This is a genomic window from Ewingella sp. C233 (genome assembly GCF_055407225.1).
The window spans coordinates 233,277-253,680 of sequence record NZ_JBUZRI010000002.1 but is presented as its reverse complement, the minus strand read 5'-3'; the positions used below and the strand labels follow the sequence as shown (position 1 = coordinate 253,680).

The following is a 20,404-nucleotide window of genomic DNA, read 5'->3' as shown; positions in this document are numbered from 1 at the left end:
ATGCCAAAACGTACAGACATAAAAAGCATCCTGATCCTCGGCGCTGGCCCGATTGTTATCGGTCAGGCCTGTGAGTTTGACTATTCCGGTGCCCAGGCCTGTAAAGCCCTGCGTGAAGAGGGCTACCGCGTCATTCTGGTCAACTCCAACCCGGCCACCATCATGACTGACCCGGAAATGGCCGACGCGACTTACATCGAACCGATTACCTGGGAAGTGGTGCGCAAGATTATTGAGAAAGAGCGTCCGGACGCCGTGCTGCCCACCATGGGCGGCCAGACTGCACTGAACTGTGCGCTGGAACTGGAACGTCAGGGTGTGCTGGAAGAGTTCGGCGTGACCATGATTGGTGCCACAGCCGATGCTATCGATAAAGCAGAAGACCGCCGTCGTTTTGACATTGCGATGAAGAAAATTGGTCTCGATACCGCACGTTCAGGCATCGCGCATACCATGGAAGAAGCGCTGGTTATCGCCGCTGACGTAGGCTTCCCGTGCATTATCCGTCCTTCATTCACCATGGGCGGTACTGGCGGTGGTATAGCGTATAACCGCGAAGAGTTTGAAGAAATTTGCGAACGCGGCCTGGATCTCTCACCAACCAAAGAGCTGCTGATTGATGAGTCGCTGATTGGCTGGAAAGAGTACGAGATGGAAGTGGTGCGTGATAAAAACGACAACTGCATCATCGTCTGCTCGATTGAAAACTTCGACGCCATGGGCATTCATACCGGTGACTCAATCACAGTCGCACCGGCGCAGACCCTGACCGACAAAGAGTACCAAATCATGCGTAACGCCTCGATGGCGGTACTGCGTGAAATCGGCGTAGAAACCGGTGGCTCCAACGTGCAGTTCTCGGTCAACCCGAAAAATGGCCGTCTGATTGTTATCGAGATGAACCCGCGCGTATCACGTTCTTCTGCGCTGGCCTCGAAAGCGACCGGTTTCCCGATTGCTAAAGTGGCGGCCAAGCTGGCAGTGGGTTATACCCTTGATGAGCTGATGAACGACATCACCGGCGGCAAAACCCCGGCCTCGTTCGAACCGTCCATCGACTACGTTGTGACTAAAATTCCTCGCTTCAACTTCGAAAAATTTGCCGGTGCTAATGACCGCCTGACCACGCAGATGAAATCCGTCGGTGAAGTGATGGCAATTGGCCGCACGCAGCAGGAATCCCTGCAAAAAGCACTGCGCGGTCTGGAAGTGGGCGCCAGCGGTTTTGACCCGAAAGTCAGCCTTGATGACCCTGAAGCGCTGACCAAAATTCGCCGTGAGCTGAAAGAAGCCGGTGCCGAGCGTATCTGGTACATCGCCGATGCTTTCCGTGCCGGACTGTCCGTTGACGGCATCTTTAACCTGACCAACGTGGACCGCTGGTTCCTGGTGCAGATTGAAGAGCTGGTCAAACTGGAAAATGAAGTGGCTGAAGGCGGCTTCAATATCCTGACGCCGGAATACCTGCGCATGCTCAAACGCAAAGGCTTTGCTGATCTGCGTTTGGCCACGCTGGTGGGTGTGTCCGAAGGCGAAGTGCGTAAACTGCGCCACAAATATAATCTTCACCCGGTCTACAAGCGTGTGGATACCTGCGCAGCGGAATTCTCAACCGATACCGCCTATATGTATTCGACCTATGAAGAAGAGTGCGAATCTAATCCGACCAATGACAAGCCGAAAATCATGGTGCTGGGCGGCGGTCCAAACCGTATCGGTCAGGGCATTGAGTTTGACTACTGCTGCGTACACGCCTCACTGGCGCTGCGTGAAGACGGTTACGAAACCATCATGGTTAACTGTAACCCTGAAACTGTCTCTACCGACTACGACACGTCAGACCGTCTGTACTTCGAATCTGTGACGCTGGAAGATGTGCTGGAAATCGTACGCATCGAGCAGCCTGAAGGTGTGATCGTGCAGTACGGCGGTCAGACTCCGTTGAAACTAGCCCGTGAACTGGAAGCTGCGGGTGTGCCTATCATTGGTACCAGCCCGGACGCCATTGACCGTGCCGAAGACCGTGAACGTTTCCAGCAGGCGGTTCACCGTCTGGGCCTGAAACAACCGGCTAACGCCACCGTGTCGACCATTGAACAAGCCGTTGAGAAAGCGGCTGGTCTGGGTTATCCGCTGGTGGTGCGTCCGTCCTATGTACTGGGTGGCCGCGCGATGGAAATCGTGTATGACGAAATCGACCTGCGCCGTTACTTCCAGAATGCCGTCAGCGTTTCCAACGATGCGCCAGTGCTGCTGGACCGTTTCCTTGATGATGCCGTTGAAGTTGACGTCGATGCTATCTGCGACGGTGAACGCGTACTGATTGGCGGCATCATGGAGCACATCGAGCAAGCGGGCGTTCACTCCGGTGACTCCGCCTGTTCCCTGCCGTGCTACACGCTGAGCAAGGAAATTCAGGATGTGATGCGCCAGCAGGTTGAGAAACTGGCATTTGAACTCTGCGTTCGCGGCCTGATGAACGTGCAGTTTGCGGTGAAAAACAACGAAGTCTACCTGATTGAAGTTAACCCGCGTGCCGCGCGTACCGTGCCGTTTGTTTCTAAAGCGACGGGCGTACCTTTGGCGAAAGTGGCGGCCCGCGTCATGGCCGGTCAAACACTGGCGCAGCAGGGCATTACCGAAGAGGTGATCCCACCGTATTACTCTGTGAAAGAAGTGGTGCTGCCGTTCAACAAATTCCCAGGCGTTGACCCTATCTTAGGGCCAGAAATGCGCTCTACCGGGGAAGTGATGGGCGTCGGCCGTACCTTCGCCGAAGCCTTTGCCAAAGCACAACTGGGTAGTAACTCTGGTATGAAGAAAGCCGGTCGCGCGTTGTTATCGGTTCGCGATGGCGACAAAGCCCGCGTGGTGGATTTAGCGGCCAAACTGCTTAAACGCGGTTTCGAGCTGGATGCAACACACGGCACTGCCGTGGTGCTGGGTGAGGCGGGGATAAATCCGCGTCTGGTGAACAAGGTGCATGAAGGCCGCCCGCACATTCAGGACCGCATCAAAAACGGTGAATACGTTTATATCGTCAATACCACCGCCGGACGTCAGGCGATTGAGGATTCAAAACTGATCCGCCGCAGTGCCCTGCAATACAAGGTGCATTATGACACCACCCTGAACGGCGGCTTTGCCACCGCGATGGCGTTGTCTTCTGACCCGACAGAGCAGGTGATCTCCGTGCAGGAAATGCACGCGAAAATCAAAGGCTGATAGAATAACCGGTACACGAAAGGCGCGGCGAAAGCTGCGCCTTTTCTTTTTTATACGTCAGGCTTTCTTCCTGAAAGCAGAAAATTGCGTATGCTGAAAGTAAGCAAAATAAACTAAGAGACTTGCATGATACTGATCATTTACGCCCATCCTTATCCGCGACACTCACGGGCTAACCAGCGTTTGCTGTCGGCAGTGCAAGACTTGCCCAACGTCGAAGTCCGCTCCCTGTATGACCTTTACCCCGATTTTAATATCGATATCAACGCCGAGCAGGCTGCGGTTGAACGTGCGGATATGGTGGTCTTTCAACATCCTATCCAGTGGTACAGTTTGCCGCCGTTGCTGAAATTGTGGATAGACAAGGTTCTGGAACACGGCTGGGCTTACGGTCATGAAGGTAATGCGCTGAAGGGGAAGCACTGTCTGTGGGCAGTCACCACGGGAGGCAGCGAACATCATTTCGAACTGGGTGACCATCCTGATTTCGACGTACTGGCGCAGCCGTTGCAGGCTACCGCCGTCTATTGTGGCATGAACTGGTTGCCGTACTTTGCGGTTCACAACACCTTCATCTGCGATGAAGTGGCATTGAAAGCGGCTGGCGAAGAGTATTACCGGCGGCTCTCCGCCTGCCTGAGCCTCAAAGAGGGCTGCGCGCCGGAGGTGAAAATTGGACAACCATAATCTGATGATTGAGGGGCTGATTTACCTCGGCTCCGCAGCGCTTTTTGTGCCGATTGCCGTCCGGCTGGGACTGGGTTCTGTGCTCGGCTATTTGATCGCGGGTTGTATTATCGGCCCGTGGGGGCTGAAGCTGGTTTCTGACGCGGAATCGATTCTGACCTTTGCTGAAATCGGCGTGGTGCTGATGTTATTCATCATCGGCCTGGAGCTGGATCCTAAACGCTTATGGACGTTGCGCACCTCGGTGTTTGGTGGCGGTAGCCTGCAGATGGCGGGCTGCGGACTGTTACTCAGCCTGTTTTGTTATCTGCTGGGGCTCGACTGGAAAGTCGCGCTGCTGATTGGCCTGACTCTGGGGCTCTCTTCAACGGCCATCGCGATGCAGGCTATGAGCGAGCGCAGCCTGACGCCGTCGCCTATCGGGCGCAGCGCCTTTGCAGTATTGCTGTTTCAGGATATCGCCGCGATCCCGCTGGTCGCGATGATCCCCTTGCTGGCCAGTACCGGCGAAGCCACGACACTGGAGAGTTTTGGTCTGTCTGCTGCGAAAGTGGTCGGGGCGCTGGTCGCCGTTATTTTGCTCGGCCGCTATGTGACCCGGCCTTTGCTGCACTTTGTCGCGCGCTCGGGTATGCGCGAAGTGTTCAGCGCCGTCGCGCTGTTTCTGGTGTTTGGTTTTGGTATCTTGCTCGAAATGGCCGGTCTGTCGATGGCGATGGGCGCGTTTCTGGCGGGGGTGATGTTGGCGAGTTCTGAATATCGTCATGCACTGGAAAGCGATATCCAGCCGTTTAAAGGTTTACTGTTGGGCCTGTTCTTTATCGGCGTGGGTATGTCTATCGACTTCGGCACGCTGATTCATCACCCATTGTTGATTGCCACATTGCTGGCCGGTTTCATGGCGCTAAAGGCGGCGCTGCTCTGGCTTGTTGCGCCCTGGCTCGGGGTGCCCAAAAAACAGCGCGGGCTGTTTGCCATATTAATCGGGCAGGGCAGTGAGTTTGCTTTTGTGATTTTCAGCGCCGCCCAAATGGCGGGCGTGTTGCCCGTTGAGTGGGCGAAAGCGCTGACGCTGGCGGTTGCGCTGTCCATGGCGATCACGCCGTTGTTGCTGGTGCTGGCTGCGCGACTTGAACGGAATAAGCCGAAGGATGACCGCCCGCAGGACACCATTGATGATGAGAATGCCTCGGTGATCATTGCCGGGTTCGGGCGCTTTGGTCAGATAGCAGGCCGTCTGTTGCTGGCGAATAATGTGCATACCGTGGTACTCGACCACGATCCGGACCATATCGAAACCCTGCGTAAATTTGGCACCAAAGTGTTCTACGGTGACGCCACCCGGGTCGATTTGCTCGAATCCGCCGGAGCCGCTAACGCAAAAGTGCTGATCAATGCCATCGATGATGTCGATGCGAACCTGCAACTGACCGTACTGGCGAAGGAGCATTTCCCTCATCTGAAAATTATCGCCCGCGCCCGCGATGTTGATCACTGGTATCAACTGCGTCAGTTAGGCGTGGAGGCGCCCGAGCGTGAAGTGTTTGAAGGGTCATTACGCGTGGGGCGCGAAACGCTGGAACATCTGGGGCTGGATGCTTACGAGGCGCGAGAAAAAGCCGATCTGTTCCGCCACTACAACCTGAAAATGCTTGAATCCACGCTCGAGAATTACGAAGACACGGAGTTCCGCATCGCCAGTATGCAACGGGCCAAAGATATGCTCAGTGCTGCTATTGGACAGGATCAGGAGCGTCTGGCTTCAAGTCAGCAGAAAGGCTGGCGTGGCAGTATTGACGGCAAAGCCCCGGAAAAGGAGGTTATTGAAGCTAAGGGGTAAGCAGGCAAGGGAAGAAAGTTTGGCGGGCGGTAGCGAAAGCACCGCCCGTTTTTTATGCAACGACATGGGAGGAAAGTGACTGATCAGCTCAGTGCGACTTTGATCCCTAAACCAATCAGCACGCCACCGAGCAGTTTATCGATAATTTTCTGCGCTTTTGCCAGGCCACGACGCACGGGAGCACTCTGGATCAACAGAGCCAGCAGCGGCCACCAGATCACCGACAGACCGACAATGATCGACGCGTACCACAGTTTCTCACCGAGACTGGAGTTAACCTGTAAGACCTGCGTGAACATCGCCAGAAAGAACAGTGTCGCCTTTGGATTCAGCAGATTACACAGATAGCCCTGCACAAAGGCGGTGCGCAGCTTAACGGGTTTCTGCTCCAGCCCATCCAGATTCATCTTGCTGTTGGTCCGTGAGAACAGAGCCTGAATACCGACCCAAATCAGGTACACCGCGCCGACGTATTTCAGCAGGTCAAATAACCAGGGAGTGGTGGTGATCACCACGGCAAGACCGGCGACGCAATAAGACATGTGGGTGATCACACCGCAAATCACGCCAAGCGAAGTGGTCAGGGCGGCCATGCGCGGATAGCGTGCGGCGTTTTTGATCACCAAAAAGAAATCCGGGCCGGGGGAGAGCATACCCAGAAAGGCAATGCTGGCAACAAACAAGGAGGTTTCAAGCATGAAAGTAACCGTCGTCAATGTTCAGAACGAAATAAGGCGGCATGATACGCCAATCCTGACTGTTACGAACCACACTTCCCGGATTTATTTGCAGCTTGTTTAATTGAGGCTCTGGACGCTATGCAAGTATCGATTACAGAAAGCCCCGCCGCCAGTGATCAGCGTGAAATAACCCGTCTTTGCATTGAATGTGCCGTGATGCTATTGCAGCACGGTGCGGAGAGTATGCTGGTAGAACAGCTGTCGGCACGTCTCGGTATGGCGCTGGGCATGGACAGTGTTGACAGTTCGATTTCCGCCAATGCCGTGGTGTTGAGTACGATCAGTCACGGCTACTGTCAGACCTCGACCCGCAAAAATACCGACCGGGGGATCAATATGCATGTGGTGACCGAAGTGCAGCATATTGTGATCATGGCCGAGCATCACCTGCTCGACAGCTCGCTGGTGGCAAAACGGCTGAAAAATATCAAGTCGTTACGTTATCCGCGCTGGTTGATGATTCTGATGGTGGCGCTCTCCTGTGCCTGCTTCTGCAAGCTCAACGGCGGCGACTGGGATGCATGTCTGGTTACTCTGTTCGCCAGCGGTGTTGCAATGGCGGTGCGGCAAACCCTGACCATTTGCCAGACACACCCGCTGCTCAACTTCTGCTGTACTGCATTTGTCGCCACCTCTATTTCTGGTTTATTGCTCAAACTGTTCTGGTTCAGCCATGCCTCTTCCGTGGCGATGGCGGCCAGTGTGTTACTGCTGGTTCCCGGATTCCCACTGATTAATGCGGTGGCGGATATGTTTAAAGGCCATATTAATACCGGTTTGGCGCGCTGGGCGATGGCCAGTTTACTGACGCTGGCGACTTGTATTGGCGTGGTGATGGCAATGTCATTGTGGGGATTACAGGGATGGAAATGAGTCTGATGTGGGCGCTGATTCAGGATATGCTGCTGGCGGCAGTCCCTGCACTCGGCTTTGCCATGGTGTTCAATGTGCCACCACGCGCGCTGCGTTACTGCGCCTTGCTGGGTGCGCTGGGGCACGGTTCCCGTATGATGATGATGTACGCCGGGTTCAATATTGAATGGGCTTCATTACTGGCGGCTATACTGGTGGGAGTCATTGGCATCCACTGGTCGCGCTGGCTGCTGGCACATCCCAAAGTCTTTACCGTCGCCGCAGTGATCCCGATGTTCCCTGGTATTTCAGCATACACCGCCATGATCTCTGTCGTGGAGATTTCACATCTGGGCTACAGCGAAGTGCTGATGGCCAGTGTCATCACTAATTTTTTGAAAGCCAGCTTTATCGTCGGTGCGCTTTCAATCGGTTTATCACTTCCCGGGCTATGGCTGTACCGTAAACGCCCCAGCGTGTAAGCCGCACTGTACAAGGCCTAATAGGGAGTTATTCCCTCAGGCTGATATCTCGCCTTATGGCAAATATCCATCTGTTATATCGTGCATTCTCAGTTATTTTTGAAACTTTAATAAGGATAAACCGCACAATGCTAAGAGCCCTCTTATATCTGCGCGCTGTGTGATTATCCCTATCGACGGCTTGAGGGGCTTTCCGTATAGTGGCAGCACTTTTTCCAGTCACGTTTAATTACCTCTTCTACACAGGGCTTCACAATGATTATCAGCCTGATCGCCGCACTGGCGACGGATCGCGTTATTGGCATGGAAAACGCCATGCCTTGGCATTTACCGGCTGACCTGGCTTGGTTTAAGCGTAACACGCTGAACAAACCGGTCATCATGGGACGTAAAACGTTCGAATCTATTGGGCGTCCTTTACCTGGCCGTTTGAACATTGTTATCAGTTCCAATCCGGGAACTCACGACGGCGTGACCTGGGTGAACTCCGTTGACGCTGCGGTTGCTGCTGCGGGCGACGTTGAGGAAGTGATGGTGATGGGTGGCGGGCGCGTTTATGAACAGTTTCTGGACCGTGCAGACCGTTTATACCTGACGCACATTGATGCCGAAGTCGAAGGGGACACACAATTTCCTGACTACGAACCTGACCAGTGGGAAAGCACGTTCAGCGAATTTCATGATGCTGATGCACAGAACTCGCACGGCTACTGCTTCGAGATTTTGGATCGCAACCGCGGTTGATTCCCCGGCAGAGCTCAGCAAAAAGGCACCTGAAAAGGTGCCTTTTGTATTTTCAGCGCGGTAAGACCCTGGTCAGGATGCCGCAGGAGTCTGAGCCTGCTCTTTCTCGCTGTGCCGGCTGGAAGGCTGGGTAAACCAGGTTTTATCTTCCCAACGGATCATCGTCAGAGCCCCCCCCCAGCAGCAGCCGGTATCCAGTGCGTAAATACCTTTGGGCGCGCCTTTACCTTCAAGTGATGCCCAATGGCCGAAAGCGATGCTGTAACCCGCTTCGAGGATCGGGCTTTCCAGATCAAACCACGGCTTAAGTGGCCGCGGAGCATTGTCCGGCGTGTCCTTGCAAATCATATCCAGCTGACCGTTCGGGAAGCAGTAGCGCATGCGGGTGAAGGCATTGGTGCTAAACCGCAGTCTGGCCAGGCCGCTCAGTTCTGGCGACCAGTTATTCGGCATATCACCATACATGGCGTCCAGAAATAGCGGGTAGGTATCGCTGCTCAACACCGCTTCCACTTCGCGTGCGCAAAGCTGCGCGGTTTCCAGATCCCATTGCGGTGTTATTCCGGCGTGAGCCATCACCAGTTTGAGTTCGTCATCCACTTGCAGCACTGGCTGGCGTCTCAGCCAGTTGATCAGCTCATCGGCATCTTCCGCTTCAAGCAGAGGCTTGAGGCGATCTTTAGGCTTGTTGAAGCTGATACCGGCATAAATAGCCAGCAGGTGCAGGTCGTGATTCCCCAGCACCATACGCACGGAATCGCCCAAACTACTCACATAACGCAGGACTTCGAGTGAGTCCGGGCCGCGTGCGACTAAATCACCCGTCAGCCATAAACAGTCTTGCTGCGGATCAAAATCTGCCTGAGCCAATAGCGCTTTGAGTTCATCGATACAGCCGTGAACGTCACCAATAAGATATGTCGACATGAGGGTTAATTTATCAGCGTTGGGATCGCGAGGCGAAAAACAGGGATGGGTACGCGGAACGTTTCACCGTTCTCTGCAACCATTTCGTAATGACCTTCCATTGTACCCAGCGGTGTTTCAAGCACAGCACCGCTGGTGTAGTGAAATTCATTACCGGGCAGAATCAGGGGCTGTTGGCCCACGACACCTTCACCCTGAACTTCAGTCTGTTTTGCGTTACTGTTGGTTATCAACCAGTAACGGCGGAGCAACTGCACGTTGAAACGCCCCAGATTGCGAATGGTAATGGTGTAGGCGAAGACATAACGCTCTTCTTCCGGTATCGACTGTGATTCTATGTAGATACTTTGCACCTGAATACTGACGCGGGGTGAATCAAGCATATCGTTACTCCTCAGGGAGGGTTATTCCGACTTTTTAGGCCGGGTCGATAACCAGTTAGCCAGTTTGCAGTATTGCTCAACAGAGATGTTTTCTGCACGCATCTGCAAATCCAGACCTAACTCGGTCATCTGCTCTGGCGTGAACAGGTGGCCAAGGCTGTTACGAACTGTTTTACGGCGCTGGTTGAACGCGTCTGTCGTCAGGCGGCTCAAAATACGGATGTCATCTACCGGATACGGGATGTTCGCATGCGGGATCAAACGTACCACAGCGGAGTCAACTTTTGGGGCCGGAGTAAAGGATTCCGGCGGCACTTCAAGTACCGGAATAATGTTGCAGTAGTACTGCGCCATGACGGTCAGACGGCCAAATGCTTTACTGTTAGGACCGGCAACCAGACGGTTAACCACTTCTTTCTGCAACATAAAATGCATGTCGCTGATGGCATTTGTATAAAGGAACAGATGGAACATCAACGGCGTGGAGATGTTATACGGCAGATTGCCGAACACGCGCAGAGGCTGGCCCAGTTCGCGGGAAAGTTCGCCGAAATCGACTTTCATGGCGTCGGACTGAATGACCCGCAGTTTGCCGAGCATCTTCGGGTTGGTTTCCAGACGTGCCGCTAAATCACGGTCAAGTTCGATGACCGTCATGCTGTCCAGACGTGAAGCTACCGGTTCAGTCAAGGCTGCCAGACCGGGACCGATCTCAACGACCGCCTGACCCGGCATAGGGTGAATGGCCGATACAATGCTGTCGATAACAAATTGATCGGTTAAGAAGTTTTGCCCAAAGCGTTTACGGGCAAAGTGGCCCTGATGTACACGATTATTCATTGTAGTTATTTATCATTACTGGTGTTTGCCATGCGAATGGCGAGATTTATTGCTGTCTTGAAACTGCCTGCATCGGCGGTGCCGGTAGCAGCAAGTTCAAGGGCGGTGCCGTGATCAACGGAGGTCCGGATAAAGGGCAGGCCGAGTGTGATATTCACTGCGCGACCGAATCCCTGATATTTTAGCACCGGAAGGCCCTGATCGTGATACATCGATAATACGGCGTCAGCGTGTTGCAGATATTTTGGCTGGAAAAGGGTATCTGCAGGCAGCGGGCCGATGAGGCTCATGCCTTGCTGGCGCAGTTCTTCCAGAGCAGGAATGATGATATCAATCTCTTCATGCCCCATGTGACCGCCTTCACCCGCGTGCGGATTGAGGCCACAGACATAAATTTGTGGATCACTGATGCCGAATTTGGTTTTCAAATCATGATGCAAAATAGTGAGCACCTCACGCAGACACTCACGGGTTATCGCCGCAGGTACCGCTGACAGGGCCAGATGTGTGGTCGCTAGCGCAACACGTAACTCTTCAGTTGCCAGCATCATCACTACACGATCGCAGTGGCTGCGATCGGCAAAAAACTCGGTATGTCCAATAAACGGAATACCTGCGTCATTGATAATGCTTTTTTGTACCGGGCCGGTCACCAGTGCTGAAAATTCGCCGTTAATGGCACCGTCACAGGCACGCGCCAGCGTTTCTACTACGTAGGCGCTGTTGGCAACATTCAGCTGACCTGGTGTCACTGAGACGGCCGTTTTAACGGGCAACACAGTCAGAGTCCCCGCAGCCTGAGGCTGCGGCGTGGTGCCTGGCTGGTAGTGATGCAGCTGAATATTCAGTCCCAGGACACGGGCCCGCTCAAGTAACAAAGCCGGATCAGCACAGACGACTAACTCAACAGGCCACGCCTGCTGCGCCAGTGCCAATACCAAATCCGGCCCAACCCCGGCTGGCTCGCCGGGGGTGATGACCACAGATTTCGTCACGGAAGTATTATTTTCCATTCCCGTCCATAATTTTCACGTACGCATTAGCACGCTGTTCCTGCATCCAGGTCTGTGCTTCTTCCGAGAATTTACGGTTGAACAACATCCGGTATGCCCGTTCTTTCTGCGCTGCGTCAGTTTTATCGACCTGGCGGGTATCGAGCACTTCAATCAGGTGCCAGCCGAAGGAGGAGTGAACCGGCGCACTGAGCTGACCTTTTTTCAGGTTAAGCAAGGCGTCACGAAACGCGGGATCATACATGTCAGGAGAAGCCCAACCTAAATCGCCGCCCTGATTGGCTGAACCTGGATCCTGAGAAAGCTGTTTGGCTTCGTCAGCAAAGTTGGCTTTACCACTGCGGATATCCGCAGCAACTTGTTCCAGTTTGGCTTTCGCCTGCTCGTCAGTCATCACTACGGAGGGTTTCAGCAAGATATGCCGCGCATGGACTTCGGTCACCGAGACAGTTTTGTTGTCGCCACGGATGTCGTTCACTTTCAGAATATGGAAACCGACACCGGAGCGGATAGGGCCGATGATCTGACCTTTCTGCGCAGAGCCAAGAGCCTGAGCAAACAGGGAAGGCAGTTCCTGAAGTTTACCCCAACCCATATTGCCGCCTTTCAGCGCCTGTGAGTCCGCAGAGTAAGTGACTGCCATTTTGCCAAAATCAGCGCCGTTGTTGAGCTCACCGACCACTTTTTTGGCCAGGGCTTCAGCGGTATCTACCTGATCCTGCGTTGGGTTTTCCGGCAGAGGCAACAGGATGTGGCTGAGATTGAATTCTGCACTGCCACCGTTTTGTGCGCCGACCTGTTTCGCCAGCGTATCCACTTCCTGAGGAAGCACAGTAACGCGACGGCGGACTTCGCTGTTACGCACTTCGCTAATCATCATCTCTTTGCGAATCTGCGCACGGTAAGTGTTGTAGTTCAGACCGTCATAGGCCAGACGGCTACGCAGTTGATCAACCGTCAGTTTATTCTGAGCGGCAATGCCTGCGATAGCTTTGTCTACATCTTCATCTGTCAGCTTGATGCCCATTTTAGTGGCCATCTGCAGCTGGATGTTATCCATGATCAGACGATCGAGGATCTGATGGCGCAGCGTAGCGTCATCGGGCAATTGCTGATTAGCCTCTTTCGCCTGTTGTTTCACGGACTGCATCAGACTCGTGACATCGCTTTCCAGGACCACGCCGTTATCAACCACGGCGGCCACTTTATCAACCTCTTGAGGGGCTGCGAACGCGGTGCTGGCACAAAGCGTTACGCCGAGGAGAAGTGTTCTCCAGTTCTTCATACTTTTTCCATTTGTTTAATCCGCAATTGCGGATGCAAGTTCACTGAGTTCAACATATCGTCGGGCTTAGAAAGCACGTTGATAAGGCAGTATGCCGCTGGCCAACATTTCATTGGTCCCGAGGCTATGATTGTTGCTCAGGCCACGAAGTTCAATATTGAATGAAATCTTGTTGTCGTAAACACTCTGCGATGATGTTTGGTTAAAGGTGGTGATCTTACGTTCGTAACCGAAGTTAACCGCCCAGCAGCAGGTATTGTACTGCAAGCCCAACAACTGATCGGCCGGTTGCTGTGCTTTGGTATCGTAATAGTAAGCGCCGACAATCGCCCAACGGTCAGCGATAGGCCAGCTGGCAATCCCGCCGATCTGCGATATCCCCTGTTGATACCCAGGGTTTGTCACCTGAGGCAAGGTCGCCTGAATATACTCCGGGCTGGCATAACGGTAGCTCAACTGCACCATTCTCTCTGAATCAGCACGATATTCCAGTACGGCATCGCCGAGCGCTAGAGCGTCCAGACGGGTATCATACTGTGCACCGCCACGAATGCCCCAGAAATCGTTGATTTTATAATAGGAATCCCCGGCCCACACCAGGCTGCCGGTATCATCATTTTTGTCCAAAACGCTGTTTTGGTCACCGGTACGCGGTGGCGTAAAGTAATAGATCTGCCCGAGAGAGGCGTTGAAACGCTCAACCAGACCGTCATCATAAATACGCGTTGTCAGGCCGCTGGCCACCTGATTGGCGGAAGCGATGCGGTCCAGCCCGCTGTAGCTCTTATCGCGGAACAGACCGGTATAGTCTGACTGCAATAATGTTGAGTCATAGGTATTGATTGAACTCTGGTCACGGTAAGGGATGTAAAGGTATTGTGCCCGCGGCTCGAGCGTCTGGGTTAAACCCTGATCCCAGTCCATGGTGCGTTCAAACACCATTTTGCCGTCACTTTTGAACTCCGGCATGGTCCGGTTAACTGATGATTTCAGATTGGTATTCGGCTGGTACGTATTTGTATAATAACCATCAGGAATGTCCTGCTGATAGTGCGTCGCCATCAGCTTGACTTCATTATCCAGACTACCCAGGCTGTTGCTCAATGGCAGATTTAGCGTTGGCTCGAAGTGCATTCGTACTGCTTCGGGCATATCTGGATTTACATTGGTAAACTTCGCCACCTGACTGTAGACATGAAGATCAAACGGGCCGAGATCATTTTTATAATAATTGACGTCAAACTGCGGCATGGCACGGTAGACGTTACCGGTGTCATAGCCGTTGAATATTTGGAACTGTTTACTGGCTAAAGTCGCATCCCAGTTTTCATTGGCGTAACCGACGCTGAACTTTTGCGCGGCATAGCCATCAGTCGTCGAGCCATATTTTGAGTCAAAATCATTGAAGTAATATGGATCACTGACCTTGGTATAGTCGACATTTAAACGCCAGACCTGATCAATAACACCAGCATGGCGCCAGTAGTACATCCAGCGCTTAGTCTGATCACTGGTACGGCCTTGATCTTTGACGTATTGGTCGTCGATTTTCTTATCGTCACCAAGGTAATCAAATTCCATCATACCGGCACCCGCCACGGTCAGATAACGGAATTCGTTCTGCAATTGCAGGCCACGGTTACTCATGTAATTCGGGGTGATGGTCGCATCGTAGTTTGGCGCAATGTTCCAGTAATACGGAACGGTGACACCGAAACCATTATTGCTGCTGTAGTTAGCGTTGGGGATCAGGAAGCCGGAGCGACGCTTATCACCAATCGGTAACTGCATATAAGGGCTGTAGAACACCGGCACCGGCCCAATGTGGAAACGGGCGTTCCAGATTTCAGCGACTTCTTCCTGACGGTCTTCGATGATCTGCGAGCCAACGACGCTCCAGCTATTATCACCGGGCAGGCAGGAAGTGAACGTGCCGTTATCGAGAATGGTGTAACGGTTATCGTCGCGTTGCTTCATTTTATCTGCAACGCCACGGCCTTGACGTCCTACCATCTGATATTCGCCATTTTCTACGTCGGTATCTTTGGTTGTCAGGTTTGAGAAGCCTTTCGGCCCATTCAGTTTGATCTGATTATCGTTATATTTAACGTTGCCTGTCGCGGTAACAGTGCGTGTTGGCGTGGCTTGCCCAGGGGTCGCGATCTGATTCAGCTGAACCTGGTCGGCATCCAGGGAAGCATTTCCCTGCTCGACGTTAACTTTCCCGCTGAACAGGGCGTTATCCGGATAGTTTCCTGTGGCCTGATCGGCTTGAATATGGACCGGGAGTTTATTCGGATCACCCGTGACCAGCGGTTTATCATAGGTAGGAACGCCGAGCATACATTGCGCAGTGAGATCGGCGAAAGCCCCATGGCTGTACAGGGCCGTCCAAATAGTGGTGGCCAGCAGCGTGGGGAAGCGTGTTTTCAGACGTCTGTTTTTCATACGTAAAATGGTGTTCCGTCATCAGAGGCATCATGCCGGCAAACGGTCAGAGACTATATCACTCGTCATCGTTGCGCTAGTGTTAAATCCAACCGGTAAACGTTGTCGCCGTTAGGCACAACGGTAAATGCCGGTTATGATAAAGCAATTTTTCGACGACGCCATGGTGAATTGAGGAGTATATGCAGTATTGGGGAAAGCTGCTCGGTCTTATGCTGGGCTTAATGTCCGGTGTGGGGTTCTGGGGAATCGTAATAGGACTGCTGGTTGGGCATATGTTCGACAAAGCGCGCTCGGTTAAGAGTCGCGGTTATTTTGCCGATCAGCAGACGAGACAAACACTTTTTTTCCGCACCACCTTTGAGGTGATGGGGCATTTAACTAAATCAAAAGGGAGAGTAACCGAAGCCGACATTCAGATTGCAAGCCTCTATATGGACCGTATGCAACTGCACGGTGAGAACCGTAATGCGGCGCAGCGTGCGTTTCAAATCGGTAAAGAAGCGAGCTATCCGTTGCGCGAAAAAATGCGTGAATTGCGGGGTATCTGCTTTGGCCGTTTTGATCTAATCCGGACTTTTTTGGAAATTCAAATCCAGGCCGCGTTTGCTGATGGCTCGTTGCATCCCAATGAGCGTCAGGTGTTGTATGTCATCGCGGAAGAGCTGGGCATTTCGCGCCAGCAGTTTGACCAGTTCCTTAGCATGATGGAGGGCGGGCAACAGTTTGGCGGTGGGCCGCAGGGCCAGTATTCGCAGGGCGGTTACCGCCAGGCGCAGCAAGGTCCGACGCTGGCTGATGCCTGTAAAGTGCTGGGCGTTAACCCGTCCGATGATGGCACTACCATCAAACGCGCTTACCGCAAATTGATGAGTGAACATCACCCGGATAAACTGGTGGCGAAAGGTTTACCACCAGAAATGATGGAAATGGCTAAAGAAAAAGCGCAGTCAATTCAGGCGGCATATGATCTGATTAAAAAAGAGAAGGGCTTCAAATAACTTTTTTTCAGATTGAAGATAGAAAAGGCGCTGAATTCAGCGCCTTTTTTCTGGTTGCGACTTTTCCGAAAATGAATTTAAAAGTCTGGCTCGCAGTTAAATACCAGGGGCGCGTCGGTGATCGGATGATAAAATGACAGCTCCTGTGCATGCAGTTGCAGGCGCGGGACCATCACCAGCGCGTCGTGCGGCGCATAAAACTTATCACCCAGAATCGGATGCCCGAGTGCCAGCAAGTGCACGCGCAACTGATGGGAACGCCCGGTGATCGGCCGGAGTTTGACCCGCGTGGTGCCGTCGTCGTCCCATGACATCACTTCATACTGCGTCAGTGCTTTTTTACCGCTTTCGTGACACACCTTCTGTTTTGGCCGGTTCGGATAGTCGCAAATTAGCGGCAAATCGATAATGCCGTAATCTTCCGCCATGTGTCCCCACACCCGCGCGATGTACACTTTTTTGGTTTCACGCTCGCGAAACTGGCGCTTAAGTTCGCGCTCTGCTTCCTTGGTGAGCGCGGTGACCATCACGCCGCTGGTGGACATATCCAGACGATGGACCGACTCTGCCTCAGGAAAATCGCGCTGAATGCGGGTCATTAGGCTGTCCAGATGTTCCGCCGCTTTACCCGGCACCGACAGCAATCCGCTGGGCTTATTGACCACCATGATGTGTTCATCTTGAAACAATACCTGCAACCAGGGATCGGTTGACGGATGGTAATCCTCCAGTGGGCGGGTATTGGACGGCCGGGTATTGGACGACTGATCGGGGGCGGGCTGGTTTTCGCTCATAGCGGATTTCACGAGTCTGTTGTCATCAAAGTGATAAAAGAGAGGCAGGAAAATCCTGCCTCTGTGCTGACATTACTGATGGCTGACGACGACCAGACGAATAGCGTCCAGACGCCAGCTTGCGTCATTCAGATTAGCCAGAACCTGCGTACGGTTTGATTCTACCGCTTCCAGCTCGTCATCACGAATGTTTGGGTTAACCTCTTTCAGCGCTTTCAGACGCGCCAGCTCCTTGCTGAGCTGAATGTCCGCTTCGACTTTGGCTGCTTCAATCAGCACGCGGGCTTCGTCGGCGATCTGCGGTTCAGCCCGTTGCAGCATGGTATGCACGTCAGCCTGGACTGCATTCACCAGTTTGCTGGAGTTATGACGGTTAATGGCATTGAGCTGTCGGTTAAAGCTCTCAAACTCGACCTGCGCCGCCAGATTGGTGCCTTTGCTGTCAATCAACATACGCACCGGCGTAGGTGGCAGGAATCGGGTCAGTTGCAGATGTTTCGGCGCCTGACACTCCACTACGTAAATCAGCTCTGCCAGCAGCGTGCCGACCGGCAACGCTTTATTCTTCAGAATGGAAACCGCACAGCTGCCGGTATCGCCGGAGAGAATGAGATCCAAACCATTGCGCACAATCGGGTGTTCCCAACTGATGAACTGAGTATCTTCGCGGGACAGCGCCTGCTCACGGTTGAACGTCACTGTACAGCCATCTTCCGGCAGACCTGGGAAGTCAGGTACCAACATGTGATCAGAGGGGGTCAGCACGATCAGGTTATCGCTGCGATCTTCCTGATTGATACCCACAATATCAAACAGGTTCAGGGCGAAGTTCACCAGATTGACGTCGTTATCTTGTTCGCCAATCTCTTTCGCCAAATGCTGCGCGGCTTCGCCACCGTTGGAGTGCATCTCCAGCAGGCGGTCACGGCCGTTTTCCAGCTCTACCTTCAGCGCATCATGTTTGCTGCGGCATTCAATAATAAACGCGTCCAGACCTTCCTGCTCGTTTGGCGTAGCGAGGAAAGCAATCAGCTGCTCGTAGGCGCTGTCATAAATGGTCCGTCCGGTCGGGCAGGTATGTTCGAAAGCATCCAGCCCTTCGTTAAACCAGCGCACCAGTACCGCCTGCGCAGTCTGCTCAAGGTAAGGCACCATGATGTCGATGTTATTGAGCTGGCCAATTCGGTCCAGACGCCCGATACGCTGCTCGAGCAGATCAGGGTTAAACGGCAGATCGAACATTACCATCTTGCTGGCGAACTGGAAGTTACGCCCTTCAGAGCCGATTTCAGAACAGAGCAGCACCTGCGCGCCATCTTCCTGCGAGGCAAAATAGGCCGCCGCACGATCACGCTCGATAATAGACAGACCTTCGTGGAATACCGCCGCGCGGATGGCTTCGCGCTCACGCAGAACCTGCTCCAGTTGCAGCGCCGTGGCGGCTTTGGCACAAATCACCAGCACCTTCTCATCGCGGTTGCTGGTCAGGTAACCGAGCAGCCATTCAACACGCGGGTCGAAGTTCCACCAGGTTGCGTTGTCACCTTCGAATTCCTGATAAATTTGCTCCGGATACAGCATGTCTAACGCGCGGGCTTCCATGGTTTTCTTCGCGCCCATGATGCCGGAGACTTTGATTGCCGTCTGATACTGGGTCGGCAGCGGCAATTTTACCGCATGCAGATGACGATCTGGGAAGCCTTTCACACCGTTACGGGTGTTACGGAACAGCACGCGGCTGGTGCCGTGGCGGTCCATCAGCATGGCGACCAGCTGTTTGGCGGCGGCTTCGTTACCGTTGTTAGCCGCTTTCAGCAGGGCATCGGTATCGGCATTGCCGACACTTTCGCCGAGCAGCGTCAGCGCTTCCTGAGTCAGCGGCTCTTTATTGATGAGCAGGGTGACCGCATCGGCCACCGGCTGATATTGCTGCTGTTCGTGAATAAACTCTTCGTAATCGTGGAAACGATCCGGATCGAGCAGGCGCAGACGGGCAAAATGGCTCTGCTGGCCAAGTTGCTCCGGTGTTGCGGTCAGTAACAGCACGCTTGGGATCTGCTGGGAGAGCTGTTCGATCACCTGATATTCGCGGCTTGGGGCATCTTCGCTCCACACAAGATGGTGTGCTTCGTCGACGACCAGCATGTCCCATTCGGCGTCAGCGAGCTGTTCCAGACGGGACTTATTGCGGCGCACGAAGTCGAGGGAGCAGATAACCAGTTGCTCAGTTTCAAACGGGTTCGTGGCGTCGTGCAGCGATTCCGCGTAGCGGTCGTCATCAAACAGGGAGAAACGCAGATTGAAGCGGCGCAGCATCTCGACCAGCCACTGATGTTGCAGCGTTTCAGGCACCACGATCAGCACGCGCTCGGCGCGGCCTGACAGAAGCTGCTGATGGATGATCATGCCAGCTTCGATGGTTTTACCCAGACCGACTTCATCGGCTAACAGTACGCGAGGCGCGTGGCGCTGACCGACTTCGTAGGCAATGTGCAACTGGTGAGGGATCAGGCTGGCGCGCATGCCGCGCAGGCCGCCGAACTCCAGACGAAACTGCTCACGCTGATATTTACGCGCGCGAAAACGCAAGGCAAAGCGGTCCATACGGTCAATCTGGCCGGCAAACAGGCGGTCCTGCGGTTTGCTGAACGTCAGTTTGCTGTCGAGCAACACTTCGCGCATCGAAACGCCGGTCTCTTCGGTGTCCGTGCGGGTGCCCACATAGGTCAATAGCCCTCTGTCCTCAATGACCTCTTCAACCAGTAACTGCCAGCCTTCGTGGCAACTGATGGTATCCCCGGTATTAAACATCACGCGGGTGATTGGGGAATCATTACGGGCATACAGGCGGTTTTCACCGGTGGCGGGGAAAAGCAGGGTCACCATGCGCGTATCAATCGCGACGACAGTGCCTAAACCTAATTCGCTTTCCGTATCGCTTATCCAGCGTTGACCCAATGTAAACGGCATAATCTCTCTCTGTGTTGTTAGCTCTAAATATGGCAACTGCGAAGGCGACTGCGCAATGCTTGCTATGCCTCTGATGCTTCTCGGGCAATAGTCTTCTTTCTCCGCCAGCAGGCGCGGAGTGATTTACTGTGTGAGGATGAATCAGAATTGGGAAAGGGCGCTATGGTAATGGA

General features: G+C 53.6%; 16 protein-coding genes. 7 read left to right on the top strand and 9 right to left on the bottom strand.

The genetic code is table 11. The features are described 5' to 3' along the window. The 3 genes from carB to kefC all read left to right on the top strand — a co-directional run bounded on the left by carB (nt 1) and on the right by kefC (nt 5,752). Nucleotides 1-3,225, top strand: coding sequence for a carbamoyl-phosphate synthase large subunit (gene carB, locus ACZRKO_RS13430; RefSeq protein ID WP_463737759.1), 3,225 nt, complete (start codon nt 1-3; stop codon nt 3,223-3,225). Nucleotides 3,226-3,351: 126 nt separating this feature from the next. Further along, nucleotides 3,352-3,912 carry a glutathione-regulated potassium-efflux system oxidoreductase KefF gene (gene kefF, locus ACZRKO_RS13425; RefSeq protein ID WP_463737758.1) on the top strand — a complete coding sequence of 187 codons (561 nt, stop codon included), beginning with the start codon at nt 3,352-3,354 and terminating at the stop codon, nt 3,910-3,912. After that, nucleotides 3,899-5,752 carry a glutathione-regulated potassium-efflux system protein KefC gene (gene kefC / locus ACZRKO_RS13420; RefSeq protein ID WP_463737757.1) on the top strand — a complete coding sequence of 618 codons (1,854 nt, stop codon included), beginning with the start codon at nt 3,899-3,901 and terminating at the stop codon, nt 5,750-5,752. The genes kefF and kefC overlap by 14 nt, the downstream gene beginning before the upstream one ends. An 83-nt stretch (nt 5,753-5,835) precedes the next feature. Here the strand turns inward: kefC and ACZRKO_RS13415 are convergent, their stop codons facing one another. After that, entirely contained in the window at nt 5,836-6,450 is a 615-nt protein-coding gene (locus ACZRKO_RS13415; RefSeq protein WP_463737756.1) for a LysE family translocator, read from the bottom strand. A 120-nt stretch (nt 6,451-6,570) separates the two neighbouring features. Between ACZRKO_RS13415 and ACZRKO_RS13410 the strand changes: the two genes are divergently transcribed. The 3 genes from ACZRKO_RS13410 (at nt 6,571) to folA (ending at nt 8,570) form a co-directional block, all read left to right on the top strand. Further along, nucleotides 6,571-7,365, top strand: a complete 795-nt coding sequence (locus ACZRKO_RS13410) for a threonine/serine exporter family protein (RefSeq protein WP_463737755.1) — start codon at nt 6,571-6,573, stop codon at nt 7,363-7,365. Continuing rightward, on the top strand, nt 7,362-7,826 hold the full coding sequence (locus ACZRKO_RS13405; RefSeq protein ID WP_463737754.1) for a threonine/serine exporter: 465 nt from the start codon (nt 7,362-7,364) through the stop codon (nt 7,824-7,826). Before ACZRKO_RS13410 ends, ACZRKO_RS13405 begins: the two co-directional genes overlap by 4 nt. A gap of 255 nt (nt 7,827-8,081) precedes the next feature. Then, nucleotides 8,082-8,570 carry a type 3 dihydrofolate reductase gene (folA, locus tag ACZRKO_RS13400; protein ID WP_463737753.1) on the top strand — a complete coding sequence of 163 codons (489 nt, stop codon included), beginning with the start codon at nt 8,082-8,084 and terminating at the stop codon, nt 8,568-8,570. Nucleotides 8,571-8,642: 72 nt separating this feature from the next. Here the strand turns inward: folA and apaH are convergent, their stop codons facing one another. From apaH to lptD, 6 genes are all read right to left on the bottom strand, one after another. After that, complete coding sequence (gene apaH, locus ACZRKO_RS13395; RefSeq protein ID WP_463737752.1) at nt 8,643-9,497, bottom strand: bis(5'-nucleosyl)-tetraphosphatase (symmetrical) ApaH; 855 nt, start codon at nt 9,495-9,497, stop codon at nt 8,643-8,645. Nucleotides 9,498-9,502: 5 nt separating this feature from the next. After that, the gene (gene apaG, locus ACZRKO_RS13390; protein ID WP_463737751.1) at nt 9,503-9,880 is read right to left on the bottom strand and encodes a Co2+/Mg2+ efflux protein ApaG; all 378 of its coding nucleotides are present in this window, start codon (nt 9,878-9,880) and stop codon (nt 9,503-9,505) included. A 21-nt stretch (nt 9,881-9,901) separates the two neighbouring features. Then, complete coding sequence (gene rsmA / locus ACZRKO_RS13385; protein ID WP_463737750.1) at nt 9,902-10,720, bottom strand: 16S rRNA (adenine(1518)-N(6)/adenine(1519)-N(6))-dimethyltransferase RsmA; 819 nt, start codon at nt 10,718-10,720, stop codon at nt 9,902-9,904. A gap of 5 nt (nt 10,721-10,725) precedes the next feature. Continuing rightward, nucleotides 10,726-11,733, bottom strand: coding sequence for a 4-hydroxythreonine-4-phosphate dehydrogenase PdxA (gene pdxA, locus ACZRKO_RS13380; RefSeq protein ID WP_463737749.1), 1,008 nt, complete (start codon nt 11,731-11,733; stop codon nt 10,726-10,728). Further along, complete coding sequence (gene surA, locus ACZRKO_RS13375; protein ID WP_463737748.1) at nt 11,723-13,018, bottom strand: peptidylprolyl isomerase SurA; 1,296 nt, start codon at nt 13,016-13,018, stop codon at nt 11,723-11,725. Before surA ends, pdxA begins: the two co-directional genes overlap by 11 nt. Nucleotides 13,019-13,084: 66 nt before the next feature. Continuing rightward, on the bottom strand, nt 13,085-15,466 hold the full coding sequence (lptD, locus tag ACZRKO_RS13370; RefSeq protein ID WP_463737747.1) for an LPS assembly protein LptD: 2,382 nt from the start codon (nt 15,464-15,466) through the stop codon (nt 13,085-13,087). A gap of 182 nt (nt 15,467-15,648) precedes the next feature. Between lptD and djlA the strand changes: the two genes are divergently transcribed. Then, nucleotides 15,649-16,467 (top strand): co-chaperone DjlA, encoded by an 819-nt coding sequence (gene djlA / locus ACZRKO_RS13365; protein WP_463737746.1) that lies wholly within the window; start codon nt 15,649-15,651, stop codon nt 16,465-16,467. Between the two features lie 77 nt (nt 16,468-16,544). On the opposite strand, the gene rluA is transcribed toward djlA, so the two are convergent. After that, complete coding sequence (gene rluA, locus ACZRKO_RS13360; RefSeq protein ID WP_463738098.1) at nt 16,545-17,198, bottom strand: bifunctional tRNA pseudouridine(32) synthase/23S rRNA pseudouridine(746) synthase RluA; 654 nt, start codon at nt 17,196-17,198, stop codon at nt 16,545-16,547. Nucleotides 17,199-17,333: 135 nt separating this feature from the next. Continuing rightward, nucleotides 17,334-20,231: an RNA polymerase-associated protein RapA gene (rapA, locus tag ACZRKO_RS13355; protein ID WP_463737745.1), complete on the bottom strand. Its 2,898-nt coding sequence runs from the start codon at nt 20,229-20,231 to the stop codon at nt 17,334-17,336. Between the last annotated feature and the right edge of the window lie 173 nt (nt 20,232-20,404).